The 24861-nt window shown below is 71.8% G+C and carries 25 protein-coding genes and 1 riboswitch; of the genes, 12 read left to right on the top strand and 13 right to left on the bottom strand.

All coding sequences use genetic code 11. The features are described 5' to 3' along the window. Positions 1-43: 43 nt before the first annotated feature. Positions 44-1396, top strand: a complete 1353-nt coding sequence (locus LGI35_RS14505; RefSeq protein ID WP_227294261.1) for a class II 3-deoxy-7-phosphoheptulonate synthase — start codon at positions 44-46, stop codon at positions 1394-1396. A 143-nt stretch (positions 1397-1539) separates the two neighbouring features. Next, on the top strand, positions 1540-1794 hold the full coding sequence (locus LGI35_RS14500; RefSeq protein WP_227294260.1) for a (2Fe-2S)-binding protein: 255 nt from the start codon (positions 1540-1542) through the stop codon (positions 1792-1794). Between the two features lie 25 nt (positions 1795-1819). Here LGI35_RS14500 and bfr read toward each other — a convergent pair whose 3' ends face one another. Then, complete coding sequence (bfr, locus tag LGI35_RS14495) at positions 1820-2299, bottom strand: bacterioferritin (RefSeq protein ID WP_116502549.1); 480 nt, start codon at positions 2297-2299, stop codon at positions 1820-1822. A 166-nt stretch (positions 2300-2465) separates the two neighbouring features. Here bfr and LGI35_RS14490 point away from each other — a divergent pair, with 166 nt between their 5' ends. Continuing rightward, positions 2466-3098, top strand: a complete 633-nt coding sequence (locus tag LGI35_RS14490) for a sulfite oxidase-like oxidoreductase (RefSeq protein WP_227294259.1) — start codon at positions 2466-2468, stop codon at positions 3096-3098. A 31-nt stretch (positions 3099-3129) separates the two neighbouring features. On the opposite strand, the gene LGI35_RS14485 is transcribed toward LGI35_RS14490, so the two are convergent. The 6 genes from LGI35_RS14485 to thiO form a co-directional block, all read right to left on the bottom strand. Continuing rightward, complete coding sequence (locus LGI35_RS14485; protein WP_227294258.1) at positions 3130-3678, bottom strand: DUF4396 domain-containing protein; 549 nt, start codon at positions 3676-3678, stop codon at positions 3130-3132. Positions 3679-3758: 80 nt separating this feature from the next. Continuing rightward, entirely contained in the window at positions 3759-4634 is an 876-nt protein-coding gene (locus LGI35_RS14480; protein ID WP_227294257.1) for a deoxyribonuclease IV, read from the bottom strand. A gap of 34 nt (positions 4635-4668) precedes the next feature. Then, a complete protein-coding gene (pknB, locus tag LGI35_RS14475; RefSeq protein ID WP_227294256.1) occupies positions 4669-6615 on the bottom strand; it encodes a Stk1 family PASTA domain-containing Ser/Thr kinase in 1947 nt (648 codons plus the stop codon). A 94-nt stretch (positions 6616-6709) separates the two neighbouring features. Next, positions 6710-7504, bottom strand: a complete 795-nt coding sequence (locus tag LGI35_RS14470) for a thiazole synthase (protein ID WP_227294255.1) — start codon at positions 7502-7504, stop codon at positions 6710-6712. A 3-nt stretch (positions 7505-7507) separates the two neighbouring features. Then, positions 7508-7723: a sulfur carrier protein ThiS gene (thiS, locus tag LGI35_RS14465; protein WP_227294254.1), complete on the bottom strand. Its 216-nt coding sequence runs from the start codon at positions 7721-7723 to the stop codon at positions 7508-7510. Continuing rightward, positions 7720-8904, bottom strand: a complete 1185-nt coding sequence (thiO, locus tag LGI35_RS14460; RefSeq protein ID WP_227294253.1) for a glycine oxidase ThiO — start codon at positions 8902-8904, stop codon at positions 7720-7722. Before thiO ends, thiS begins: the two co-directional genes overlap by 4 nt. Beyond that, a riboswitch (TPP riboswitch) is annotated at positions 8902-9015 on the bottom strand. It overlaps the preceding gene by 3 nt. A 60-nt stretch (positions 9016-9075) precedes the next feature. Here thiO and LGI35_RS14455 point away from each other — a divergent pair. The 6 genes from LGI35_RS14455 (at position 9076) to LGI35_RS14430 (ending at position 13841) form a co-directional block, all read left to right on the top strand. After that, positions 9076-9420, top strand: a complete 345-nt coding sequence (locus tag LGI35_RS14455) for an avidin-fold protein (RefSeq protein ID WP_227294252.1) — start codon at positions 9076-9078, stop codon at positions 9418-9420. A 115-nt stretch (positions 9421-9535) separates the two neighbouring features. After that, on the top strand, positions 9536-10771 hold the full coding sequence (locus LGI35_RS14450) for an NAD(P)/FAD-dependent oxidoreductase (RefSeq protein ID WP_376571010.1): 1236 nt from the start codon (positions 9536-9538) through the stop codon (positions 10769-10771). Positions 10772-10845: 74 nt separating this feature from the next. Continuing rightward, positions 10846-11211 (top strand): Rv2175c family DNA-binding protein, encoded by a 366-nt coding sequence (locus LGI35_RS14445; RefSeq protein ID WP_116502558.1) that lies wholly within the window; start codon positions 10846-10848, stop codon positions 11209-11211. An 86-nt stretch (positions 11212-11297) separates the two neighbouring features. Continuing rightward, entirely contained in the window at positions 11298-11945 is a 648-nt protein-coding gene (gene thiE, locus LGI35_RS14440; protein WP_227300302.1) for a thiamine phosphate synthase, read from the top strand. 86 nt (positions 11946-12031) lie between these two features. Then, positions 12032-12952: a methylenetetrahydrofolate reductase [NAD(P)H] gene (gene metF, locus LGI35_RS14435; RefSeq protein ID WP_227294250.1), complete on the top strand. Its 921-nt coding sequence runs from the start codon at positions 12032-12034 to the stop codon at positions 12950-12952. Positions 12953-12998: 46 nt separating this feature from the next. Then, complete coding sequence (locus LGI35_RS14430) at positions 12999-13841, top strand: hypothetical protein (RefSeq protein WP_227294249.1); 843 nt, start codon at positions 12999-13001, stop codon at positions 13839-13841. Positions 13842-13860: 19 nt separating this feature from the next. On the opposite strand, the gene LGI35_RS14425 is transcribed toward LGI35_RS14430, so the two are convergent. The 5 genes from LGI35_RS14425 to LGI35_RS14405 all read right to left on the bottom strand — a co-directional run bounded on the left by LGI35_RS14425 (position 13861) and on the right by LGI35_RS14405 (position 19933). Beyond that, positions 13861-15360, bottom strand: coding sequence for a phytoene desaturase family protein (locus LGI35_RS14425; protein WP_227294248.1), 1500 nt, complete (start codon positions 15358-15360; stop codon positions 13861-13863). Between the two features lie 59 nt (positions 15361-15419). Then, positions 15420-16034, bottom strand: coding sequence for a DUF4126 domain-containing protein (locus LGI35_RS14420; RefSeq protein ID WP_227294247.1), 615 nt, complete (start codon positions 16032-16034; stop codon positions 15420-15422). 389 nt (positions 16035-16423) lie between these two features. Next, positions 16424-17032: a TetR/AcrR family transcriptional regulator gene (locus tag LGI35_RS14415; RefSeq protein WP_100592205.1), complete on the bottom strand. Its 609-nt coding sequence runs from the start codon at positions 17030-17032 to the stop codon at positions 16424-16426. 35 nt (positions 17033-17067) lie between these two features. Beyond that, complete coding sequence (locus tag LGI35_RS14410; RefSeq protein WP_227294246.1) at positions 17068-19152, bottom strand: YhgE/Pip family protein; 2085 nt, start codon at positions 19150-19152, stop codon at positions 17068-17070. Continuing rightward, entirely contained in the window at positions 19124-19933 is an 810-nt protein-coding gene (locus tag LGI35_RS14405) for an ATP-binding cassette domain-containing protein (protein WP_227294245.1), read from the bottom strand. Before LGI35_RS14405 ends, LGI35_RS14410 begins: the two co-directional genes overlap by 29 nt. A 161-nt stretch (positions 19934-20094) precedes the next feature. On the opposite strand from LGI35_RS14405, the gene LGI35_RS14400 reads away from it, so the two are divergent. From LGI35_RS14400 to LGI35_RS14390, 3 genes are all read left to right on the top strand, one after another. After that, positions 20095-20649, top strand: coding sequence for an SAV_6107 family HEPN domain-containing protein (locus LGI35_RS14400; RefSeq protein WP_227294244.1), 555 nt, complete (start codon positions 20095-20097; stop codon positions 20647-20649). 128 nt (positions 20650-20777) lie between these two features. After that, positions 20778-21548 (top strand): methyltransferase, encoded by a 771-nt coding sequence (locus tag LGI35_RS14395; protein WP_227294243.1) that lies wholly within the window; start codon positions 20778-20780, stop codon positions 21546-21548. A 272-nt stretch (positions 21549-21820) separates the two neighbouring features. Beyond that, entirely contained in the window at positions 21821-22240 is a 420-nt protein-coding gene (locus LGI35_RS14390; protein WP_227294242.1) for a DUF3040 domain-containing protein, read from the top strand. Positions 22241-22426: 186 nt separating this feature from the next. Here the strand turns inward: LGI35_RS14390 and LGI35_RS14385 are convergent, their stop codons facing one another. Beyond that, entirely contained in the window at positions 22427-24835 is a 2409-nt protein-coding gene (locus tag LGI35_RS14385) for a transglutaminase TgpA family protein (RefSeq protein ID WP_227294241.1), read from the bottom strand. Positions 24836-24861: the final 26 nt, after the last annotated feature.

Genomic DNA, 24861 nt, shown 5'->3' with positions numbered 1-24861 from the left:
GCGGTCGGCTGGACCGCTCACCTGACCCCGTAATGTTGAGGGCGTGACCGTGAACGCTAAGACCAGCGCAAGCGCTGGCAACACCTGGCGAGACCTGCCCGCGGCGCAGCAGCCCGAGTACCCCGATGCCGAGGCTCTGCGCGATGTGATCGCGGACCTCGAGTCGTATCCGCCGCTCGTCTTCGCGGGCGAGTGCGACCAGCTGCGCGCCCGACTGGCGGCCGTCGCCAAGGGAGAGGCGTTCCTCCTCCAGGGCGGCGACTGCGCCGAGGCCTTCGACGCCGTGTCGGCCGACCACATCCGTAACAAGCTCAAGACGCTGCTCCAGATGGGTGCCGTCCTCACGTACGCGGCCTCCGTGCCCGTCGTGAAGGTGGGCCGCATCGCGGGGCAGTACTCCAAGCCGCGCTCCAAGGGCACCGAGACCCGTGACGGCGTGACCCTGCCGACGTACCGAGGCGACTCGGTCAACGGCTTCGCCTTCAACGAGAAGGCCCGCGTCCCGGACCCCGAGCGCCTGAAGCGGATGTACAACGCGTCCGCCTCCACGCTCAACCTGGTGCGCGCCTTCACCACCGGCGGCTACGCCGACCTGCGCCAGGTGCACGCCTGGAACCAGGACTTCGTGAAGTCGTCCCCGTCCGGCCAGCGCTACGAGCAGCTCGCCCGCGAGATCGACAACGCGCTGAACTTCATGCGCGCCTGCGGCACCGACCCGGCCGAGTTCCAGACGGTCGAGTTCTACGCTTCCCACGAGGCGCTGCTCCTCGACTACGAGTCGGCGCTGACCCGCGTGGACTCGCGTACGGGCAACCTGTACGACGTGTCGGGCCACATGGTGTGGATCGGTGAGCGCACCCGTCAGCTCGACGGCGCGCACATCGAGTTCGCCTCGAAGATCCGCAACCCGGTCGGCATCAAGCTCGGCCCGACGACGACGGCCGAGGACGCGCTGCAGTACATCGAGCGCCTCGACCCGGACCGCGAGCCCGGCCGCCTGACCTTCATCGTCCGCATGGGCGCCGACAAGGTCCGCGACAAGCTCCCGGAGCTGGTCGAGAAGGTCACCGCCTCCGGCGCGACCGTCGCGTGGATCACCGACCCGATGCACGGCAACACGTACGAGGCGGCCTCGGGCCACAAGACCCGCCGCTTCGACGACGTGCTCGACGAGGTCAAGGGCTTCTTCGAGGTCCACAAGGCGCTCGGCACCCACCCGGGCGGCATCCACGTCGAGCTCACCGGTGACGACGTCACCGAGTGCGTGGGCGGCGGCGACGAGATCTTCGTCGACGATCTGCACCAGCGCTACGAGACGGCCTGCGACCCGCGCCTGAACCGCAGCCAGTCCCTCGACCTGGCGTTCCTGGTGGCGGAGATGTACCGCGACCAGTGATCTTGCAGTAAATCGCCGTGGGGCGCGGATCACATCGATCCGCGCCCCACGGCACTTTTGTGCTCCGCACCCGGCGGGTAAGGTTAGGTTAGCCTCACCGTTCATTAGGGCGGGGGCAACGAACCGGTCCTGATCACTGGGAGGTGAACCGCGTGTACGTCTGCAACTGCTTCGGTGTGACCGAGGACCAGGTCAAGAAGCACGCGGACGGCGGTGCGTGCACCCCTCGCCAGATAGCGTCGGCTTGCAAGGCCGGCACGGACTGCGGCTCGTGCGTACGCCGCATCCAGGCGCTGCTCGGCCGCGGGAACTGCCCGCGCCGCGAGCTGGTCGAGCAGGGAAGGCCCGTCCTGACGGCCGATCCGAACGCCCTCGTGGACCTTCCGGACGCCGCCTGAGGCTCCGTCCGGGCCGGTGCGGCCGCTAGCTGTCCGGCTGCTCGATCTGCTGGGCCAGGTACAGCGCCTCACCGAGACTCTCGATCAGCTCCAGCTGGGTGTCGAGGTAGTCGATGTGGTGCTCCTCGTCTTCCAGGATGTCCTCGAAGATCCGCGCCGACGTCACGTCGCCCTTGGCCCGCATGACATCGATGCCGCGCTTGAGTCGGTCGATCGCCTCGACCTCGACCTGACGGTCGGCCTGGAACATCTCCGTGACGGTCTGCCCGACCCGTACGTGGAAGAGCCGCTGGTAGTTCGGCAGAGCGTCGAGGAAGAGAATTCGTTCCGTCAGCCGGTCCGCGTGCTTCATCTCGTCGATGGACTCTGCACGGGTGTACTTCGCGAGCTTGGTCCAACCGTTGTTGTCCTGGATCCGGTAGTGGAGCCAGTACTGGTTGATGGCCGTCAGCTCGCCCGTGAGCTGCTCGTTGAGGAATTCGATGACCTCGGGGTCGCCCTGCATCGCAGAGGCTCCTTCCACGTGGTGGACTCGGCAGAGATTGCGCGCATCCTCGCACCGGCACCCGAATACCGTCCAGTAAGTGCACGCTTAGTAGGAGTTGCCCTTTTCCGAGGTGGCAGGCTCTCGCTGGTCACGGCCACTACCCGGGGTCTGTCAGGATGGAGGCATGGGTCAGCCGGTGGGTCGCGAGTCTGGGGGAGCAGTGCAGTCGGAGCTTCCACCGGGACAGCGTCTCCAGCGGGGCTGGCCGGTCACCCACTACGGCCCGGTGCCCAAGTTCCGCCCCGAACGCTGGGAGTTCAGGGTCTTCGGCGCGACCGCCGACGGGGACAAGCGCTGCTGGACCCACGAGGAGTTCTCCGCCCTGCCGTACGGCACGGTCGTGGCCGACCTGCACTGCGTCACGAAGTTCAGCATGCTCGGCGCGGAGTGGGGTGGCGTGCCCGCCGCGACGATTCTCGAGCTGGCGCCGCCCGCGCCCGCCGTCACCCATGTGATGGTCTGGGCCGAGTACGGGTTCAGCGCGAATCTCCGCCTCGAGGACTTCGCCGCCGACCGCACCATCTTCGCCACCCACAAGGACGGCGAACTCCTCACCGCGGAACACGGCTTCCCGCTCCGCCTCGTCGTGCCCCATCTGTACGCCTGGAAGGGCCCGAAGTGGGTCCGCGGCATCGAGTACATGACGGCCGACCGCCGCGGCTTCTGGGAGGAGCGCGGCTATCACAACGTCGGCGACCCCTGGCGGGAGCAGCGCTACTCGTACCAGGAAGAGCCCGGGGACGGCCCCGAGCTCTGAGTCCTGGCTCTCCTGCGCCGGGTGCCGGCCGTCAGTGGTGGTACTGGTGCACCACCGCGTGGCCCTTGCCGCGGCCGATCATCCACTTGTTGACCGGCGTGGTCACCACGAAGGCGATGGCCAGTGAGGCGGCCAGCGCGCCCCAGAACAGGGCGTCCGACAGATGGGCGTCCATCGCGCTCGGCCACAGCGCGATCACGCCGTTGTCGATCAGCTCCATGACGGCGATGGACAGGGTGTCCGCGGCGAGCGCGACCCGGAACGCGGTCCTGAAGTCGACACCGGCCTTCAGGACGCTGCGCAGCGTGAGCGAGTAGCCGAAGAAGAACGCGAGCACGATCGCCAGGATCATCGTCGGCAGGTTGCCCCAGCCGAACGCCGTGCCGATCACCATGCCGAGGACCTCGCCGATGGCGCATCCCGTGAGGCAGTGGAGGGTCGCCTGTGCGGCCATGGACCAGCTGACCTTGCCGAGGCCGTGCCCCTCGTGGGCGTGCCCGGAGTGCGCGTGCTGCTCGTGATCCGCGTGCTGGTTGTGCTGCGCGTGCTGCTCGTGTCCGGCGTGCGTCTCGTGCTGCATGAGTTCCCCCAACGTCAGTGAGCGGTTCCTGTCGCCGACAAGAACCGTATACCCCCTGGGGGTATTCCTCAACTGATCTCCTAGCCCTTCCGCAGCTCCTTCAGACGGGCCACGTCCGTCGCGTGGCCCACCTTGCCGCCGGGCGTCTCGATGATCAGCGGCACGTTCTCGGTCGCCGGGTGGGCCATCAGCGCGCGGAACGGCTCGGCGCCGATGTGGCCGGAGCCGATGTTCTCGTGGCGGTCCTTGTGCGCCCCGGCGACGTCCTTGGAGTCGTTGGCGTGGATCAGCTTGAGGCGGCCCTCGCCCACGGTGTCCACCAGCAGGTCCAGGGTCTGGTTCATGCCGGCGGGGCCCGTCAGGTCGTGGCCCGCCGCGAAGATGTGGCACGTGTCCAGGCAGACACCCAGCTTCGGATGCGCGTCCAGCGCGTCGAAGTACGGCCCGAAGTCCCAGGTCCGCGAGCACAGCGAAGAGCCCTGGCCCGCCGTCGACTCCAGGAGGAGGTACGGGTCGTCGTCATGGGTCAGCTCGTCGAGGAGCGGCAGCATCCGCTCCCGCACCTGCGCGAGCGCCACCTCACGCCCACGGCCGCCGGTCGCCGAACCCGTGTGCACGACGACGCCGAGCGCGCCTATCTCGCGGGCCCGGCGCAGCGAGTGCCGCAGGGACTCCACGGACTTCTCCACGGTCGCCTCGGTGTGCGAGCCGAAGTTGATCAGATAGGGCGCGTGGACGTACGCCGGGATGCCCTCGGCGGCGCAGGCCGCGCGGAACGCCTCGTCCTGTTTCGGATTGCCGGGCGGCGTCGCCCAGCCGCGCGGGTTGGCGACGAAGACCTGGACGGTCTCGGCGCCGAGCTCGCGCGCGTACGAAAGCCCTACGGAGGCCAGGCCGCCGGCGACGGGGACATGGCCGCCGACCGGGTTACGGGATGCGGTGTCGGTGGTGCTCACCCGTCAAGGGTGGCACGCGCGCGTGGCCGTCCCGTCAGCGGATCTGGATGGTGATCGTCGACCCCTTCGGGGCCTTGTCGCCGCCCTTCACGGACTGCTTCTTCACGGTGTCGCCGAAAATGCCGAGCAGACCGCGGTCGTCCTCGACCTCGAAGCCGCGGGCCTCGAGCTTCTGGTGGGCGTCGTCGACGCTCATGCCCACGACGTCGGGGACCTCGACCATGACCGGGCCCTTGGAGATCGTCAGAGTGACCGTGTCCCCCTCGCCGAGTCGCTTGCCCTCGACCGGTGACTGCCCGGCGACGCTGCCCTTGTCCACGTCCGAGTACGCCCGTTTCGTGGAGATCTCGGCCTTCAGGCCCACGTCCTGCAGGTCGGCGACGGCGTCCTCCTCGGACTCACCCGTCACGTCCGGGACGTCCACCGCGGCGCCCCTGCTGACCACGAGCGCGATGGCCGAACCGGCCCTGCGCGTGGTGCCGGTCTCGGGGTCCGTGGCGACCACCGCCCCCTTGGGGACGTCCTCGTCGAACTCCTTGGTGACCATGCCGGGCTCCAGGCCCACGTCCTTCAGCCGGCGCTCGGCCTGGCCGAGGGGCGTGCCCTGGAGATCGGGGACCTTCACGGTCTCCGGGCCCAGGGACACCGTGAGATCCACCGTCCCGTTGTCCCGGATGCGGGCGCCCGTCTCGGGGTCGCTGGCGATCACGGTGCCGCGCTTCACGGTGTCGCTGTACGAGCGCTTGACGTGCCCGAGGTCGAGACCGGCCTGGTCCAGACGCTCCTTGGCCTGCGTCTGCGTCTTGGCGAGCAGCGGCGGGACCTTCGTGAACTGGCCCGAGTTGATGTACCAGACGCCCGCGCCGAGGCCGAGGGCGAGCAGCACGGCCGCGAAGGCCGCGAGCACACCGCGCCGCGGACGACGCCTGCGGGAACGGGTGGGCGGCGGGGGCGGCGTCTCGAAGCGGCTCGTGCGGTTGAGCTCCGCCTGCGGGTCCTGGTCGTCGCCGGGCAGCGGGAGCTGTACGCCCCTGGTCCGCAGCGCCCGCGGGATCACGCTCGTACGGTCGTCGGAGATGTCACGGTCCCCGAGGTCCTCGGGGCGTGCGGCCGGCGGCACCGCGTCGAGCTGCGCGTCCGTGAGGGCGGCCCTGGCCGCCCTGACCTGGGCGAGCAGCGCCACCGCGTCGTACGGCCTGAGGTCGGGCGTGCGCGCGGTCGCGGAGGCGACGAGCGCGTCCAGCTCCGCGGGCAGGCCGGGAAAGGACGCGGACGGGGGCGGCACGTCCTCGTTCAGGTGCTGGTAGAGGACCTGGGCGGGGGAGTCGCCCGAGTGCGGCTTGGCGCCCGTGAGCATCTCGTAGAGCACCACTCCGCACGCGTACACGTCGACGCGGGGGTCCGCGGTGCCGGACTCGATCTGCTCGGGGGCGAGGTAGGAGACGGTGCCGAGGACGGCGCCCGTCGTGTTCGTGACGGTGTTCACGGCCCGTACGAGGCCGAAGTCGGCCACCTTCACGCGGCCGTCGTCCCCTATCAGGACGTTCTCCGGCTTCATGTCGCGGTGCACGAACCCCGCGCGGTGCGCGGCGCCGAGCGCGGCGAGGACCGGCTCCAGGATGTCGAGCGCGGCGCGCGGCCGCAGCGCCCCGCGGTCCCTCAGGACGTCCCGCAGGGTGCAGCCCGCGATGTACTCCATCGCCAGATAGACGTACTGGCCGTCCGCGCCCTGGTCGAAGACCCCGACCACATTCGGGTGGGAGAGCCGGGCGACGGACTTGGCCTCGCGGATGAAGCGCTCGACGAACGAGACGTCGGCGGCGAGGGCCGGGTGCATCACCTTGAGCGCGAGCACGCGGTCGAGGCGGGTGTCCACGGCCCTGTAGACCGTGGCCATCCCGCCGACCGCGATGCGTGCGTCGACGCGGTACCGGCCGTCGAGCACCTGCCCGACGAGAGGGTCCTGAAGGGTCGTGTCCACGCAGGTGAGTGTACGAGCCGTCGCCGACACCCGGCTCCGCGGTCGCCTGCGAGCGGCCGTACTGCAGCAGAGCTGTAACCGTGCCGTACGGCCCTCAGAAAGCGGGCCGCTCCGGGTCCAGCCTGGCCATCCCGGACACGGGCGACGAGGCCTCGGCGAAGTGCCTGCGGGGGATCCGGCCCGCCCGGAACGCCAGCCGCCCCGCCTCGACCGCGTGCCGCATGCCCTCCGCCATCAGGGTCGGCTCCTGCGCGCGGGTGACCGCCGAGGCGAGCATCACACCGGCGCATCCCAGCTCCATCGCGAGCGCCGCGTCGGACGCCGTCCCGGCGCCCGCGTCCAGGATCACCGGCACGCGCGCGTGCTCGGTGATCAGCTGGAAGTTGTGCGGGTTGCGGATGCCGAGCCCGGAGCCGATGGGGGAGCCGAGCGGCATGACCGCGGCGCAGCCCACGTCCTCCAGCTTCCGCGCGAGCACCGGGTCGTCGTTCGTGTACGGCAGCACGGTGAAGCCGTCGTCGACGAGGATCTCCGCCGCGTCCAGGAGCTCGATCGGGTCGGGCAGCAGGGTGCGCTCGTCCGCGATGACCTCCAGCTTGACCAGGTCGGTGCCGAGCGCCTCGCGTGCGAGGCGGGCGGTCAGGACGGCCTCACCGGCGGTGAAACAGCCCGCCGTGTTCGGCAGCACCTGGATCCCCAGCTTCTGGAGGACGGAGAGCACGGAGCCCTGCACGCTCGCGTCCACGCGCCGCATCGCGACGGTCGTCAGCTCCGTGCCGGACGCGACGAGGGAGCGTTCCAGGACGTCGAGGCTGGGCGCCCCGCCCGTGCCCATGATCAGCCGGGACGAGAAGGACGTACCGCCGATGACCAAGGAGTCGTCAGCCATGGGTCAGCCTCCCTGGACCGCGGTGAGGACCTCGACGCGGTCCCCGTCCGTGAGTGCGGTGACGGCCCACTGGGTGCGCGGGACGACGGTTTCGTTGAGTGCGGCGGCGACGCCGGACGGTGCGCTGGTCAGCGCGGAGACGAGGGCGTCGAGCGTGGTGCCCGGGGCGACCTGGCGGCCCTCGCCGTTCACGGACACGTGGGTGACGGACACGGTCATACGGACTGCTCCACAGAGACGGGTGCGGGGACGGCGTCGAAGCGCCGCGGGGTGAAGGGGCGGGCCACTTCGGGGAGTTCGCCGGTGGCGAGCACGTGGGCCATGGAGTCGCCGGTGACCGGCGTGAGCAGCACGCCGTTGCGGTAGTGGCCGGTGGCGAGCAGCAGGCCCGGCAGTGCGGTCGGGCCGAGGATCGGGGCGTTGTCGGGGGAGCAGGGGCGCAGGCCCGCGCGGGTCTCCGTCAGCGGCAGTTCCGTGATGCCGGGCATCAGCTCGTGGGCGTCGCGCAGCAGCTCGTAGACGCCGCCCGCGGTGACCGTCGTGTCCCAGCCGAGCTCCTCGCTGGTGGCCCCGACGACGAGCTCGCCGTTGACCCGGGGCACCAGGTAGAGGTTGCCGCCGCGCACGACGGCGCGCACGGTGCGGCTCAGGAACGGCGCGTACACCTTCGGCACGGCCAGGCGCAGCACCTGCCCCTTCACCGGGCGCACCGGCGGCAGCACGTCGTCCGGGACCCCGGCGAGCCTGCCGCTGAGGCTGCCGCCGGCGAGGACGACCTGGTCCGCGTCGAGCCCGGTGCCGTCGGCGAGGACCACGCCGCGCGCGGCCTCACGGACGACTGCCAGTCGCTCGGCCCATTGCCGGTGGAACCGCACCCCGGCCAGCTCGCAGGCCGCTACAAGGGCCTTCGCGAGGCGTCTCGGGTCGATCTGGTGGTCGCCGTCGACGCGCAGGCCGCCCCGCACGGACGGGGCCAGCATCGGTTCGAGGCGCCGGCACTCACGGCCCGACAGCCACTCCGAGTCCAGGCCCGACTTGTGCTGGAGGGCGTGCAGTTCCCGAAGGTGCGCGCGGTCGTCCGAGTCGAGCGCGACGGCGAGGGTGCCGCACGCGCGGTAGCCGAGGTCGAGCCCGGTGGCCTCGGAGAGCTCGGCCGCGAACGCCGGATAGCGGCGCGCGGACTCCACGTTGAGGCCGAGGAGGGTCTGTTCGGCCTCGCCGTAGTGCAGTTCGGTGACGGCGGCGAGCATCCCGGCCGCCACCTGAGCGGCCCCGCCGCCCGGTTCGGGGTCCACGACCGCGGTGCGCAGCCCGCGCTGCGCGGCCCGCCACGCGGTGACGAGACCGATGATCCCGCCGCCCACGACCAGGACGTCGAAGCCTTCTGAAGTACGCGACATGGGCGTCCAGCCCCTCCCTTCGCCGGCATGACCCGGATCAGGTTCGTACGGTCGGAGGCCGTCCCAGCCTCCCTCTCAGCCCGGTACGTCCGGACTCCCGCGAGTGCTTTACGGTGGCCACCCTAACCCCCTCGATCGCTTTCCCGACGCCCAGTAAGGGAGCCCGCCCGCATGGCCCGTTCGCTCGACGGACTCGTCCTCGCCCCGGTCGCCGACCAGGCTCCAGGTCAGGTGGGTACGCGGACGCGGTTCGCGTACCACGAGGAGGACGGCCGGGTCTGGGCCGAGTACGCGGGCGGGGACGTGGTGCGCGGCCACCTCGTGGGCACCCGTGAGGGCGACCGGATCGACTTCAGGTACGTACAGCTGAAGACGGACGCGACGACCTCCTCCGGGCACTGTGTCTCGCTCGTCGTGGATCTTCCCGACGGGCGGGTGCGGCTGGACGAGACGTGGGAGTGGGAGTCGCAGGCGGGCAGCGGGACGAGCGTCGTCGAAGAGGTCCCCGGCGCCTGACGGGGCGGGCGCGGGGGCCGCAGCCGTCAAACCGGCGGCCGGTGTGGAAGACGTCACGGGACCGGAGTGACGCGGCCCGCTGACTGACTGAATGTCAGGTGCATATGGTGATCCGGTGAGCGAGCAGACCCAGAACCAGGCACCGGTGCCCCAGGCCGGACGGCACGTCGTCATCGTCGGCGCCGGGATGGCGGGGGTCCAGACCGCCGTGGCCCTGCGCGAACAGGGCTTCACCGGCGCCGTCACGCTGATCGGCGCCGAACCCCACCAGCCGTACGACCGGCCCCCGCTGTCCAAGGCCGTCCTGCTCGGCAAGGCCGAGGGGTCCGCCTTCGACGTCGACTTCGAAGCACTCGACATCACGCTCGAACTGGGCCGCGAGGTCACCGGCGTACGCCCCGCCGAGCACACCCTCGACACCGCCACCGGACCCGCCCCCTACGACGTCCTCGTCCTCGCGACCGGCGCCGAACCCATCAGGCTGCCCGGCACGGAGGACATCCCGGGCGTCCACCTGCTGCGCACGCTCGACGATGCCGAACGTCTGCGCCCCGTCCTCGCCGCGCAGCGCGACATCGTCGTCGTGGGCGCGGGCTGGATCGGTGCCGAGTTCGCCACCGCGGCCCGCGAGGCCGGATGCGCGGTCACCGTCGTCGAGGCGGCCGAGCGGCCGCTGGCCGGGGCGCTGCCCGAGGACGTCGCCGCTCCCATGGCCGCCTGGTACGCGGACGCGGGGGCGGAGCTGCGCACCCACGCGCGCGTGGAGCACGTCGAACCGGGTGCCGTCCTCCTCGACGACGGCACCCGGGTGCCCGCGGGAGCCGTCGTCGTCGGCATCGGGGCCCGCCCCGCCACCGGCTGGCTCACCGGCTCCGGCATCACCCTCGGCGCCCACCGCGAGGTCGTGGCGGACAACCGCCTGCGCACCTCCGAGCCCGATGTGTACGCGGTCGGTGACTGCTCGTCCTTCCCATCGGGCCGGTACGGCGAGCGCCTGATGGTCCACCACTGGGACAACGCGCTCCAGGGGCCCCGCACCGTCGCCGCCAACATCATCGGCGAGACCCCGGCGACGTACGACCCGGTGCCGTACTTCTGGTCGGAGCAGTTCGGCCGCTTCGTGCAGTACGCCGGGCATCACGCGGCCGCGGACACGACCGTGTGGCGCGGCGACCCGCAGGGCGCGTCCTGGAGCGTGTGCTGGCTGCGCGAGAGCCGTCTCGTCGGCGTCCTCGCCGTGGGCCGCCCGCGTGACCTGGCGCAGGGGCGCAAGCTCATCGAGTCCGGCGCCGCGCTGGACCCGCAGGTCATCGGCGACCCGGCCCGTCCCCTGAAGGCCGCCGTCGTATAACCGCCCGGCGCGGACGGGGGCCCTTTTGCGCGGCCGCGTTTCCCACTGTCAGTCCGGGATGGCACGCTTGTCCTGTGACCGAGATTGACGCAAAGATCGATGCTCTCGTCCCCGAGTGGCTCACCCTCCCCGACATCGCCGAGCAGTTCGGCGTGGAGGTGACGCGTGTGCGGCAGCTGGTGAAGGAAGGCCAGGTGATCGCCGTACGCCGCGGTGAGAACAGGGCGCTGCACGTGCCCGCCGCCTTCATCGACGGCGACAAGGTCGTCAAGGGCCTCACCGGGACGCTGACCCTGCTCAGGGACGACGGCTTCAACGACGAAGAGATGCTCGAGTGGCTCTTCACCCCCGACCCGACCCTGCCGGGCACCCCCGCGCAGGCGCTGAGCGAGAATCGCGGAACGGAGGTGAAGCGCCGCGCCCAGGCGCTCGCCGTCTGACCTGACAACCGTCCGGCGTGCGGGGGGGGGGCCCCCCCCCCCGGCGCCCCCCACGCCACCGACCACGGGGGGACCCACCCATGGCCATGGCCGCCACGCAGCGCGCCCAGCTCGCCGACGCCCGGCTGTACCTGTGCACGGACGCCCGCAAGCGCCAGGGCGACCTCCCCGAGTTCCTCGACGCCGTCCTGGCGAACGGCGTGGACATCGTGCAGCTGCGCGACAAGGGCATGGAGGCGGGCGAGGAGCTGGAGCACCTGGCCGTCCTCGCCGACGCCGCCGCCCGCCACGGCAAGCTGTTCGCGGTCAACGACCGGGCGGACGTCGCCCACGCCGCCGGCGCCGACGTCCTGCACCTGGGCCAGGGCGACCTGCCGGTCGCGGCCGCCCGCGCCATCCTCGGCGAGGACGTCCTGATCGGCCGCTCCACGCACGCCGACACGGAGGCCGCCGCGGCCGCCGTCCAGGACGGCGTGGACTACTTCTGCACCGGCCCCTGCTGGCCGACCCCCACCAAGCCCGGCCGGTACGCTCCCGGCCTCGACCTGGTGCGCTACACGGCCTCGCTCGGCACGGACCGCCCCTGGTTCGCGATCGGCGGCATCGACGCGGGGAACCTGGACGAGGTGCTCGAAGCGGGCGCCCGCCGCGTCGTCGTCGTCCGCGCCATCACCGAGGCGGACGACCCGGGCGCGGCCGCGGCCGACTTCGCGAAGCGGCTGCGTACGGCCTGACCCGTCCGGACGCGCTCCGCCAAGACGTGTGTCCGCAGGGTGGACGGAGATTAGGGAGAGGGCGCTCCCGTGGCTAACCTGCCCATATGGCCCTTGGCACCGCTTCCACCAGGACTGATCGCGCACGCACCGTGCGCGACATGCTCGCGACCGGCAAGACGACCTTCTCGTTCGAGTTCTCGGCGCCGAAGACCCCGAAGGGTGAGCGGAACCTCTGGAACGCGCTGCGCCGGGTCGAGGCCGTCGCGCCCGACTTCGTCTCCGTGACGTACGGCGCCGGTGGTTCCACCCGCGCCGGCACGGTCCGCGAGACGGAGCAGATCGTCGCCGACACGACTCTGACCCCGGTCGCCCACCTCACGGCCGTCGACCACTCCGTGGCCCAGCTGCGCAACATCATCGGCCAGTACGCGGACGCCGGCATCAGGAACATCCTCGCCGTGCGCGGCGACCCGCCCGGCGACCCCATGGCCGACTGGGTCGCGCACCCCGAGGGCCTGACCTACGCCGCCGAACTGGTCCGGCTCATCAAGGAGTCGGGCGACTTCTGCGTCGGCGTCGCGGCCTTCCCCGCGATGCACCCGCGCTCCGAGGACTGGGACTCCGACGTGCGCCACTTCGTGGACAAGTGCCGGGCGGGCGCGGACTACGCGATCACTCAGATGTTCTTCTACCCGGAGGAGTATCTGCGGCTGCGCGACCGGGTCGCGGCGGCGGGTTGCGACACCCCCGTCATCCCGGAGATCATGCCGGTCACGAGCGTGCGCATGCTGGAGCGGCTGCCGCAGCTCAGCAACGCCACGTTCCCGCCCGCCCTGAAAGAGCGCATCCTCACAGCCAAAGACGATCCGGCGGCTGTACGCTCCATTGGCATCGAGTTCGCGACGGAGTTCTGCGCGAAGCTGCTGGACGAGGGCGTTCCGGGTCTGCACTTCATCACGCTCAACAACTCCACGGCGACACTGGAGATCTACGAGAATCTGGGCCTGCACGACCAGCAGGCCTGACCCGGCCGTATTCCACCAGGGCGGCGGCCGTACGAGAGGGGCGTACATGGGCTGGACGGTCCTCTACATCGCGTTCGGAATCGTCGCGTTGTGGCTGCTCGGTGAGGTACTGCTCCAGTACAAGGCGCGGCTGCGCTTCCGGCTGCTCGCCTTCGTCGGGTTCGTGGGCGTCGTCCTCGGTGTGCTGATCCCGTCGGTGATCGTCATCGGGATCGGCGCCATCACGTTCGCCGTCGGCCAGACCTACGTGACGCTGTCGTTCCGCAGGGGCTTCTCCACGGGCTGGGCGCTCGGCGGGAACCCCGGCGCGAGCAAGCGGCGCAAGATCAAGGAGCCCGTCCACCAGGATCCGACCCTCGAGGTCTCCGACCTGGAGTACGAGTCCGCCGCCCCGGACGCCCCCGGCGGCCAGGAACCCGAGTCCCCGGCCGAGGTGACGTCGGTCTACGCGCCGCAGCCGATGCCCGACGACACCGGCCAGTACGGCGTGTACACCCCGGCCGCCGCACAGACGGATTCCGGCGCGCAGGGCTACGCGTACGACGCGTACGCGGGCTACGACCAGCAGCAGTACGGCTACGACAACGGCCAGCAGCAGTACGCCGCCTACTCCGACCCGTACATCGGGACGCAGACCTACCCGGCGCAGCCCCAGTACGACGACGCGTACGGCACGGGACAGCAGTACGGCGACCCGTACGCGGCGGGTGGCTACGGCATGGAGACGCCGCCCGGCGGGGTCTGGGTGCCCCAGCAGCGCACCGGCGACGACCAGCACCAGCAGTACGGCGGCGAGCTGCCCCCGGAGCAGCCCTACCCGTACGAGCAGAACGGCCAGGGCGGGTACGACGCGGGCTCCGGCTACAACGAGCAGCAGTACCGCTACTGAACCCGGCGGGCGCCGCCCGTCACTGCGAGCCGCGGAAGTCCGGTCCCTCCACGATCAGCCCGGCCGCCAGCGCGCCCGACATCCCCGCGTGCGGCAGCCCGCCGCCCGGGTGCGACCAGCCGCCGACGGCGAACAGGCCAGGAACGCGTGTGCCGTTCGACGGGTGCAGGAGCCGGCCGGAGGCCGCGGCCAGGGCCGGTGCGGGCACCGAACCGCCGTCCGCGCCCGTCGCGTCGGCGACATCGGACGGGGTGCGGACCTCGTGCCACAGCAGACGGTCGCGCAGCCCGGGGACCGCGTGCCCGGCGGCGTCGACGACCCGTTCCACGTCCGCGTCCGTCACGCGTGCGCCGCGCGCCACCGTGACCACCAGGGTCACCGCCTCATGGTCCGGGTCCGGCGCCACCGAGGCGTCGTCGGGACGAAGCACCGTCACCGTGGGCCGCTCCGCCACCGCCGTGCCTCCGCCGAACAGCGCGGCCAGCTCGGCTTCGCGGTCCGCGGCGTGCACGACCGTCCGGTGCGGGGCGTCGCCGGGACGCGCGCCGCGCAGCGCCAGGAACACCGTCAGCCGGCTCGGCAGCGCCGACTGCGGCGCCACCGAGTCCTCGGCTCTGAGCGCCCGGCCCGGCAGCAGCTCGTCGAGGACACCGGGCGCCACACCGGCGACCACGAAGTCGGCCTCCACGACCCGGCCTTCGGCCAGCTCCACGCCCGCCGCCCGGCCGTCCTTCTCCACGATCCGTGCCACCGGCGCGTCGAACTCGAACGCGACCTTCCGCTGAAGACAGCGCTCGTACACGGCCCGCGCCAGCTCCCGCATCCCGCCGCGCACCGCCCAGGTGCCGAAGGTCTGCTCCATGTACGGCAGTACGGCCGCGCTCGCCGGGGCCGTACGCGGATCGAGGCCGGACGCGAGCGCGTACTGCTCGAGGAGCGCGACGAGCCGCGGCTCCCCGCCCAGCTCGAGAGCGGCGACCTCGGAGAGCGTCGCCGCCGACAGGTCCTTGCGCAGCATCCTGCGGCGGACCACCGCGGGGTACGGCTCGCGGTCCGCGAGGATCCGCCAGTTCGGCCACAGGGGCTCTTCGAGAAGCGGGCGCCGGGTACGGTCCCAGGCCTCACGCGCCCGGTTCATGAACGCCGACCAGTGCGCGCCCGAGCCCTCCCCGAGCGCCGCGTCCAGGGCGTCGGCGATGCCCGCGCGCCGCGCGTTCGGCAGGTCCACCGCCGTGCCGTCCGCGAAGACATGCCGCACGGCGGGCTCCACCTGGATCAGCTCGACCGCGTCCTCCAGCGGTTGCTTGCCCGTCTTGATGAACAAGTCCCGGTAGACCGCGGGCAGCTGGAGCAGCCCCGGGCCCGTGTCGAACGAGAAGCCGTCCCGAGCGAAGCCGCCGAGCGCCCCGCCGTACGTCGACGAGCGCTCGTACACCGCCACCCGGTGGCCTGCCACGGCCAGCCGGGCAGCGGCCGCCATCGCGCCCATCCCGGCGCCGATCACCGCAATCCGTGCCATGACGGCGACTTTATCCGCCCCCGCCGGCACCCCCGCGGACAGCCCGGCCGGGCGCCGGATCAGCCCGGCGGCGCCCCGGTCCGGTGGGCGATGCGCCGCTCCTCGCGCCGCTGCGCCCGGCGCCGCAGGAAGCGCCGGATCCGCGAGATCAGGAAGTACAGCATCAGCAGCCCGAGGACGAGCAGGACGGCGGCGATGATCGCGGCCGCTTCGGGATGGACCATGGCGAGCGTGATGATTCCGGCGACGCCGAGGTCCTCGGCCGAGCTCACCGCGATGTTGCTGAACGGCTCGGGCGAGGTGTTGATCGCCATCCGGGTGCCGGCCTTCACGGCGTGGCTGGCCAGTGCCGTCGACCCGCCGACCGCGCCCGCGGCCAGGTCGGACAGCGACCCGCTCTGGCCCGCGAGCAGAGCGCCGACGACGGCGCCCGACACCGGCCGGATCACCGTGTGCGCGGTGTCCCAGAGCGAGTCCACGTAAGGGATCTTGTCGGCGACGGCCTCGCACAGGAACAGCACTCCGGCGGCGATGAGCACGTCGGTGCGCTGGAGCGACTCGGGGACTTCGTCCGTCAGCCCGGTCGCGCCGAAGACGCCGAGGAGGAGAACCACCGCGTAGGCGTTGATCCCGCTCGCCCAGCCGCTGGTGAAGACCAGGGGGAGTACGGACACGGACGAGATCGTAACCAGTCGCGGAGTCCGCGTCCTGGGCCTGAGCACCCAGGCCTGAGTATCCGTACCTAGTACGTGAGATGAGTAGCTGCGCGGATGGGGTCCGACCTGCGCGGACGGGAGAGTGGAGGCACGGAAGGGGGCGCGGCGCCGGTACCGCCGACACGGGGCGGCGGAACAGGCGCTTCGCCCCCTTGGCCGGACCTCCCGCCACGGCGGGGGCGAGGCACGGGGGCCCGCACGACCGGCGGGCCCGCGGGGGAACACGGGGATACGGGGATACGGGGAACACGGGGGGGCAACGGGGGACGCGCCGGTCCGGTGAGGCCTGAGAATTCGGGCCACGCCGGACCGGCGCTCTGTCGTCTCCGCCCGTGTGTCCGGGGCGGTCAGCGGCCGCCGGTCACGCGTCCCTGGAGCAGCCGTGACAGCGCCGCGTGGACGTCGTCCAGGGAGCGCTCCGGCTGGAAGGCCTGCCAGTCCAGGGCGGCCACGAGGACCATGCCGACGAGCGCGGCCGCCGTCAGCGGGATGTCGATCTCCTCGCTCAGCTCACCGCCCTCGACCGCGTCCCGCAGCACGTCCTCCACGACGGCGACTGCCTCCTGCCGGACCACCGCGAGCGTGGACTGCCAGGCGCGGTTCGTGCGCCACAGCTCGGCCACGTACAGCTGTGTGAAGGCCGGATAGCGGTCGATGAAGACGAGGCCGGCCCGGATCATCGCGTCGAGGGCGTCGATCTTGCTGCCGCCGCTCGCGGCCGTCTTCTCCGACGCCTCCCGCAGTGAGGCGGTGAGAAGCCCGACCCCGTGCCGGAGCAGCTCCTCGAAGAGGACCGACTTGCTGGCGAAGTTGTAGTAGACCGTGCCTTTCGCGACCCCGGCGCGCTCGGCGATCTCGTCGACCGTGGTGGCCGAGAACCCCTGCTCCGCGATGAGCGTGACCGCGGCCTCGTACAGCTTCTGCCGGGTGGCCTGGCGCCGTGTGCTGCTTTCCATGCCCCTGATTCTCACAGGCGGAGGTGTGGGCGCGCTCACAGGCTGAGTTCGGGGTGCAGCCGGTCGAGTGTCCACACCTGCTTGCCGCGGGCGCTGAGCGCGGTCAGGGCCAGCGCGCCGGCCGTGAACGCGGCGAGCACGGCGCACGCCTGCCACACGGGTCCGAGGCCACCGCCCGAGATCAGTCTCCGCAGCGCCTCGACGACGTAGGTCATCGGCAGGAAGGGGTGGATCGCGTTGAAGAAGCCGGGGCTCGTCTGTACGGGATACGTGCCGCCCGCCGATGTCAACTGGAGCATCAGGAAGGCGAGTACGAGGATCCGCCCCGCCGCTCCGAAGCGGGCGTTCAGCCATTGCACGATCGCGGCGAAGCACGCCGTGACGAGGAAGAGGAAGCCGACCGTTCCGGCCGCCCTGACCATCTGGAGCCCCAGCGCCCAGTGCAGCACCGACATCAGGGCGGCGACCTGGAGCACGCCGAGCGCGGCCACGGGCAGCCAGCCGGCCAGCGCGATCCGCCAGGCGGAGGCGCCGGCGGCGAGTGCGCGCCGGTTGAGCGGCTGGATCAGCATGTAGGCCACCATCGCGCCGACCCACAGGGACAGCGGGATGAAGTAGGGGGCGAATCCGGTGCCGTAGTTGGGCGCCTTGTGCAGGGACTGCGAGGCGAGCTGGACCGGGTCGGACATGACACCGGTGCGCCGGTCGCGGTCCTTCTTGTCGTAGTCGGGGATCTGCTTCACCCCGTCGTGCAGCCCGCCGGCCAGCTCTCCGGAGCCGTCGGCCAGCTTGAACATGCCGCCGTTGAGGTCGCTCGCGCCCGTCTTCAGCTTGCCGACGCCCGTGTCGAGGTCCGCCGAGCCCGTCTTCGCCGTGCCGAGCCCGGTGTGCAGCTGCTTGGCGCCCTTGGCGACCTGCCCCGCGCCCTTGTTGAGCGCGTTGATCTTCGAGACGGCGGTGGCCACGTCCTGGTCGAGCGTCGGGGCGTGCTTGGCCAGCGCCTCGGACTGCCGCTGGAGCGTGGCGAGATGGCGGTCGAGGGTGTCCAGGTCGCCGTGGTCGTCCTCGATCAGGACGTTCAGGTCGTCGGCGATCTTCGCCACGTCGGCCGCGGCCACCTTGGCCTTCTTCAGGTCGGGGCAGGCCGGGTCGGACAGCGGCAGCGTCTCGCAGCGCGCCTTGTAGACCCCGTCCAGGACGTCGGATCCCGCGTGCGCGCCCTTGGCGGCCGTCGGCGCCGTCTTCACCAGGACGTCGAGGTTGTCCCGGATGCCCTTCGCGGAGTCGGCGACGAGCCGGGCGGTGTCGCCGATCGCCTTCTTGTTGTCCTTGAGGAACGGCCGCACCTGCCCGGCGACACCGTTGACCTTGTCGGCGAGGAGCTGGGTGCCGTCGGATACCTGCTTCGAGCCGGACTCCAGATCTCCCGCGCCCTTGTCCAGCCTCTTGATCCCGCCGGCCAGGTCACCGCTGCCCTTCTTGGCGTCCTTCAGACCGTCCGCCAGGTCCTTGGACCCCTTCTTCGCCTTGCCGATACCGCCCTTGAGCTGGTCGGCCCCCTTCGCGGCCTTCTTGGTCGCGTCGTGGATGTCGGAGAAGGAGATGAAGATCCGGTCGAGGAAGGAGCGCGACGCGTTGGTGGACGCCGCCGAACGCACCTCGGAGAACACCGTCCGCGAGATCTGCCCGACGATGTAGTTGTTGGCGTCGTTCGTCCGCACCTGAAGGGCGCCGGTCTCGGGGGTGTCCCCGGAACTGGACGCGATGCGCTCGCTGAAGTCCGCGGGCATCGTCAGCGACAGGTAGTACGTCCCGTCCTCGACGCCCTTGCGGGCCTGCGCCGCACTCACCTCGTGCCACTCGAAGGTCTTGCTGTCGTGCAGCCCCTCGGTGATGTCGTCGCCCGCCACGATCTTCTGGCCGGCGGCCCGGGCCCCCTTGTCGTCGTTGACGAGCGCGACGGGAATCTTGTCGAGACGCCCGTACGGGTCCCAGAACGACCACAGGTAGAGGGCGCCGTACAGCAGGGGCAGCAGCAGGAGCGCGGCGAGCGCGGCGCGCGGCAGCTTCCCCCTGCCGAAGCGCCTGAGCTCAAGCGCGGCCAGCTTCGGCGAGCGCATCCGCCGTCTCCTTCTTGTTCTTGTTGTTCTTGTCGGTCTCGTCTTGCGTGGTCTTCTCGGTCTTCTCGGCCTTCTCGGCCTTCTCGGCGGGGGCCGTCGATACGACGACCGCGTCCTTCGGCGCCTCGCTGCACACCGCCACGACCGTCGTGCCCGACTCGGCGACGGACCTCAACAGGTCCCAGACCTGCGCCCGTTCGGTGTCCGAGAGCTTCAGGTCGGTGTCGTCGACGCCGAGCAGCCGCGGTCGCCCGATCAGCGCGAGGGCCACGGACAGCCGGAGCGCCTCGATCCGCTCCAGGTCGCGCACGGCGGTACGCGTGCCCTTCGGCAGCGACTCGCGGTCGAGGCCCGCGGCGGCCAGTGCGGTGTCGATCCGCAGCCGCGACGCGGCAGCACGCTCGGCCCGGGGCCGCAGCAGCGCCCGCAGGGAACCGTCGAACCGCCGCTGGAGCAGGGCCCGTTCGCGCAGATGCTCCTCGACCGTCAGCGCGGGATCGAGGTCGGTGACCCCGGGCGCATGGGCGAGAGCGCTGATACGGCGGACGGCGGACAACTGCTTCGGCAGCCGGAAGGGGCCGACGGACGCCGCGCCCTCGGTGGGCCGCATGCGTCCGGTGAGAGCGAGCAGCAGGCAGGTGCGGCCCGACCCGGACGGCCCCTCGACGGCGACGAGCGCCCCGGGCTCCGCGTCGATGTCCACCCCGCGGAACGCCCAGCCGCGCGGACCCTTGAGCCCGAACCCCTCGGCGCTTACGGCGACCGCGTTCGGACCGTCCATGGTCAGGCCCCCCACTTTTTTTGAACTGACTGGTCAGTGCAAAAGTTAGCCCGAACTGTCGCTCGAAGCAAAAACGCAGGTCAGGGCCGATTGTCAGTGGCGTACTCCACGATGGGCACATACGGCCACTGAGCCGTCACGCAGACGACAGGAGGTTCGTCATGGCTGGACATTCAGCAGCAGCCGCACGCCGGCCCCGCGCCACTGGCCCTGCACCTTCGCTGACCGGACCCGCCGCCGACGTCCACCCCGTACTCCGCAGGGCGACAGCCCCTCCCGCCGCCCTCGACCTGCTCGCCCAGGCGCACACGGGACTCGACGAGGCGGCCCTCCTCGAGACGCCCAACGAGCGGTACGCCACGGCCCACCTCGCCGCCCTGCGCACCGCGGCCGCCGTACTCGCCGCCCGCGGCCGCCCCGAACCCACGCCACGACGCCGTGCCCGGATACGGAGCGCCTGGGAAGTGCTCCCCGAGATCGCACCCGAACTGACCGAGTGGAGCGCCCTGTTCGCCTCCGGCGCCACCCGCAGGGCGCGCGCCGAAGCGGGCATCCAGGGGGCGGCCGGCACCCGCGACGCGGACGACCTGCTCCGCGATGTCGCGATGTTCCTGCGCCTCGTCGAGAGGATGCTGCTGCTCCAGCCCGTACTGCCCCAGCCCAGGGCGCAGGACGAGGCCCCGGCGGCGGGCCGGGAGGTGCCCGACGTGGGGTGACCGGACAGCTCTCACGAGGCAATAGGGTGGAGGCGCCCGAAGCCTCCACCCATCGCCGTGCCGGTGGGGGAGGAAACCCCATCGCTCCGCAGCCCATGAGCCGGAGCCGCGCCGAGGAGTCACCTGTCGTGTCGGACCCGATGCGCCCCCGCGCTTCTCTCCGTACCGCCGTCGTCTGGGACGTTCTCAAGGACGCCCTCGACCGTCGCGTCAAGGCCACGGGGCGCGAGTCGCTCGACGTGCTCGACACCGGAGGCGGCAGCGGTAACTTCGCGGTGCCCGTGGCAGGCCTCGGCCACCGCGTCACCGTCGTCGACCCCAGCCCGAACGCGCTCTTCGCGCTCGAGCGCCGCGCGGCCGAGGCCGGCGTGGCCGACCGCGTGCGCGGGGTGCAGGGCGACGTCTCCGGTCTCTTCGACGTGGTCGAGCGCGACGCATACGACGCGGTCCTGTGCCACGGCGTCCTGGAGTACGTCGACGACCCGGCCGAGGGCGTACGCAACGCGGTGGGCGCCCTGCGCCCCTCCGGCGTCCTCAGCCTGCTCGCCGCGGGACTCGGCGGCGCCGTGCTCGCACGCGCGCTCGCCGGGCACTTCAAGGAGGCCAGGCAGGCCCTCGACGACCCGGCGGGCCGCTGGGGCGACGGCGACCCCGTGCCGCGCCGCTTCAGCGCCGAGCAGCTCACCCAGCTCGTCGGATCCGCGGGCGTCGAGGTCGGCGCGGTGCACGGCGTACGGGTCTTCGCCGACCTCGTGCCCGGCGTCCTCGTGGACACCGAACCGGGCGCCCTCCAGGAGCTCCTCAAGCTGGAGGCCGCAGCCGCCGAGCTGCCCGCCTTCCACTCCGTCGCCACGCAGCTGCACGTCCTCGGCCAGAAGCGGGGGACCCCGGAGGCCTGAGTGCCCCGGTGACGCGCCGCTGATCAGGGGCGCAGCGGCGGATGGAGTACGCCACAGGCCCCCCGTATCTGCGCCCGGCGCCGTATGATCGAGGGAGACGGTCCGCATGACGGGACGGCCGCCGGGGCATTAACGCCTCAGCGAGCCGGAGCGGCGTGGTGGTCCTGGTTGGCGAAGTTGGCGTAGAGGGGCGGGTTTCACGGGGGCGATTCCCTGCCTATCCTGAAGGGGACCCCCGGTCGCCCCGGCGACTGCACGATGAGGAGGACTCCGTGCCGCTCTCGGAGCACGAGCAGCGAATGCTCGAGCAGATGGAGCGAGCGCTGTACGCCGAAGATCCCAAGTTCGCGACAGCGCTTGAGGGAAGCGGGCTGCGTACGTACACCCGACGTCGGGTCTACCAGGCAGTCGCCGGATTCCTGGTGGGTATCGCGCTCCTCATGGCCGGAATGGTCGCAAAGCAGATCTGGATCAGCGTGGTGGGGTTCCTCGTCATGCTGGGCTGCGCGGTCCTTGCCATGACCGCATGGCGCAAAGCGCCCAAGCCCGGTGAACAGCCGGCTGCCGGAGCAGCGCCAGGAGCGCCGCCGACCGCGCGGCGACAGGGCAAGAAGCACCGGTCGATGATGGACCGGATCGAGAAGCGCTGGCAGCGGCGCCGAGACGAACAGGGCGGCCAGGGCGGCCGCTGAGCCCCGCCGGACGAGGTCCTCACGGGATCAGACGTCCTCTGGGAAACAGATGTAGCTGAGGGGTGACCACTCGCGGGTGGTCACCCCTCAGGCGTATCCGCGGGCCGCGGAGTATGCGCAGACCGGCGCCCCTCGCGCGCAGGCGTGACCGCTTGCGCGCGAGGGGCGCCGCCCCGCAACCTCCTGTCAGCTCTCCTGGCCGGAAGGCCGCCGTGCCCGCCGCAGAAGCGTCGACCTCCGGGCCGTCCAGCGGGAGCCGAGCTCCGCCCAGCGCTGCGAAAGGCTCCACGCCACTCGAACGGTCGAGCGCGGTGCGAGCGTCGCCCGCAGCCGGGCCGAACGGCTCGCCTTGGCGCGCAGGCCCTGCTCGAGGCGGCGCACATCGTCCCCGAGACCCGCCGTCGGCTGCGGCCTCGGCGCGTAGAGCACCTGCTCCACCGCGGCCGCCACCCGATGCACGGAGTCCGCGGCCACCTGATCGAGCTTCCCGACCCGGACGATCCGCGCGGCAGCCTTCCGCGGCGTCTTTGACTCGTCCGGTGCGATGCCGTGGTCCCACGCCGTATCGGTCACTTCCAGCCACGCCGCGAGGGTGCGGGCCGCCGCGTCCCCGTCCGTGCGGCCGGACGAGCCGAGCCGCACGGCCCGGACCCGCCGCCGCCACAGCATCGGCAGCAGCGGCACGAGCACCACCAACAGCACGCCCAGCGCGACGAGGGCGATCGTGCCGAAGGGCGGGCCGTCGCCGCCGGACGCGCCGATCACCGCGGGCGCCGTGTTCGAGCAGCCTCCCAGCTTCCGCTCGGCCGCCGGGCAGTTGTCCGATGCGGAGGGCTGCCCTGCCGACGGCTGGGACGAGGCGGCCTCGCTCGGCGCCGCCGGGTTGCTCGGGTCGCCCGCCGGGGTGTCGTCACGGGTGTAGTCGGGCGCCGTGCCGCGGTTCGGCGTCGGCTCGAAGCGCGTCCAGCCCACGCCCTCGAAGTACAGCTCCGGCCACGCGTGCGCGTCCCGCAGGCCGACCGACATCCGGCCGTCCGCCTGCGGAGAGCCCGGCGTGAAGCCCACCGCCACCCGCGCCGGGATCCCCAGCGTCCTGGCCATCGCAGCCATCGAGAAGGAGAAGTGGACGCAGAAGCCCTCCTTGTCCTTCAGGAAACGGGCGATGGCCGAGGAGCCGCTGCCGGCCTGCACCTCCGTGTTGTACGTGAAGCCCCCGCTCACGGTGAAGTAGTCCTGGAGCTTCACGGCCCGCTGGTAGTCGTTCGACGCGCCCTCGGTGACGCGCAGCGCCGTCTTCTCGACGATCGCCGGCAGCGACGACGGCACCCTTGTGAACTCCCGCCGCAGCTCGCTCGGCGCCGTGGGAGCGTTCGCCAGCTGCTCCGCCGTCGGCTGCACGATCAGGCTCTCGACGCCGTACTTCTTGCCGCGCGTGGTCTGGTCGTGGTCGCCGACGAGGGTCCGGCCCACCGGCTCGTACCGCCAGCGTCCCGAGATGTCGACCTTCGTCGCCGGGTAGGGGAGCGGCAGCCAGTCCTGGGCGTACCAGCCGGCCGCCGCGATGTTCGTGCGGATCTCCGTCCTGCGGACGTCCGCGCCGAGGCCGCGGGGGCTCGGGAAGGGCGAGGGCACGTCGATGATGCTGCGCTTGGCGGGCCGCCAGGTCGTCCCGTCGAACTCGTCGAGGGAGACGATCCGCAGATAGAGGTCCTGGGTGTCCTTCGAGTTCGTGCGGTACGACATCACCTCCCGGTCCTCGGGCTGGTTCAGGCTGTTCTGGAGGGAGACCAGGGGGTTCACGGCGGAGATGGTGCCGCCGCCCCCGGAGCCCACGCCCCCGCCCGTACCCGTCGGGCCGAGCAGGCCGCCGTCGAGCGCGGGCAGGGCGAGCGGTACCACCAGGGCGATGCCGAGCGCGAGCGCGCCGATGCGGCGGCCCGTGCGGATCGGGGCCACGGCATCGGCCGCGCTCTCGGCCGCGCCGCCCGGTGAGCGGGCCGTACCGCCGAAGACGCGCCCCCATTGCGAGAGCCGGTCCCGGCCCTCGGCGAGGAGCAGCAGCAGATAGCCGCCGGCGGCGAGGAGGAACCACAGCCAGTCGGCGGAGCCGTGGGAGAGGCCCGCGGCGACCGAGTACAGGGCGAGCAGCGGCAGCCCGGCGGGCGCCGCGCTGCGGAACGTCACCGCGAGCGCGTCCACCGCGAGGCCGATCACCAGGACGCCGCCCACCAGCATCAGCCGGATCCCGTCGGACAGCGGCGCGGGGATCGCGAACCGCCCCACGTCGTCGCCGCCCGCCTGGAGCAGCTCCCCGAAGTGACGGAACGCCTCCGGGCCCGGCAGCACCCCGCCGATCGCCTGCGCGTGCGCGAACAGCAGGGTGAGGAGCATCAGCGTCACGAGCGCCTGCACGGCCACCGTGAGCGGCCGCGCGAGAGGCACGCGCCGGGTCAGTGCGCCCACCCCGGCCTGGACGACCAGCAGGAACGCGGCCTGGAAGATCCAGGTCGCCAGATCGACCAGCGGCAGCAGGGCACACGCCGCCATGAACGTGGCCGCCGTCGCACACAGCGTCAGCCGAGCGCCTCCACTCATGACCGCGCCTTTCCCCCGGTGACATC

The organism is Streptomyces longhuiensis, assembly GCF_020616555.1.
Lineage (GTDB): Bacteria > Actinomycetota > Actinomycetes > Streptomycetales > Streptomycetaceae > Streptomyces > Streptomyces longhuiensis.
This window is presented reverse-complemented; position numbering and strand designations above follow the sequence as displayed.

Bases quoted from the DNA above. Each gene is read 5' to 3' on its own strand.
- bfr (WP_116502549.1), bottom strand. From the start codon at position 2,299: ATGCAGGGCGACCCCGAGGTCATCGAATTCCTCAACGAGCAGCTCACG.
- LGI35_RS14385 (WP_227294241.1), bottom strand. From the start codon at position 24,835: ATGAGTGGAGGCGCTCGGCTGACGCTGTGTGCGACGGCGGCCACGTTC.
- metF (WP_227294250.1), top strand. From the start codon at position 12,032: ATGGCCCTTGGCACCGCTTCCACCAGGACTGATCGCGCACGCACCGTG.
- LGI35_RS14415 (WP_100592205.1), bottom strand. From the start codon at position 17,032: ATGGAAAGCAGCACACGGCGCCAGGCCACCCGGCAGAAGCTGTACGAG.
- LGI35_RS14400 (WP_227294244.1), top strand. From the start codon at position 20,095: ATGGCTGGACATTCAGCAGCAGCCGCACGCCGGCCCCGCGCCACTGGC.
- thiE (WP_227300302.1), top strand. From the start codon at position 11,298: ATGGCCGCCACGCAGCGCGCCCAGCTCGCCGACGCCCGGCTGTACCTG.
- LGI35_RS14410 (WP_227294246.1), bottom strand. From the start codon at position 19,152: ATGCGCTCGCCGAAGCTGGCCGCGCTTGAGCTCAGGCGCTTCGGCAGG.
- LGI35_RS14455 (WP_227294252.1), top strand. From the start codon at position 9,076: ATGGCCCGTTCGCTCGACGGACTCGTCCTCGCCCCGGTCGCCGACCAG.
- LGI35_RS14430 (WP_227294249.1), top strand. From the start codon at position 12,999: ATGGGCTGGACGGTCCTCTACATCGCGTTCGGAATCGTCGCGTTGTGG.
- LGI35_RS14485 (WP_227294258.1), bottom strand. From the start codon at position 3,678: ATGCAGCACGAGACGCACGCCGGACACGAGCAGCACGCGCAGCACAAC.
- LGI35_RS14405 (WP_227294245.1), bottom strand. From the start codon at position 19,933: ATGGACGGTCCGAACGCGGTCGCCGTAAGCGCCGAGGGGTTCGGGCTC.
- LGI35_RS14470 (WP_227294255.1), bottom strand. From the start codon at position 7,504: ATGGCTGACGACTCCTTGGTCATCGGCGGTACGTCCTTCTCGTCCCGG.
- LGI35_RS14490 (WP_227294259.1), top strand. From the start codon at position 2,466: ATGGGTCAGCCGGTGGGTCGCGAGTCTGGGGGAGCAGTGCAGTCGGAG.
- thiS (WP_227294254.1), bottom strand. From the start codon at position 7,723: ATGACCGTGTCCGTCACCCACGTGTCCGTGAACGGCGAGGGCCGCCAG.
- LGI35_RS14425 (WP_227294248.1), bottom strand. From the start codon at position 15,360: ATGGCACGGATTGCGGTGATCGGCGCCGGGATGGGCGCGATGGCGGCC.
- thiO (WP_227294253.1), bottom strand. From the start codon at position 8,904: ATGTCGCGTACTTCAGAAGGCTTCGACGTCCTGGTCGTGGGCGGCGGG.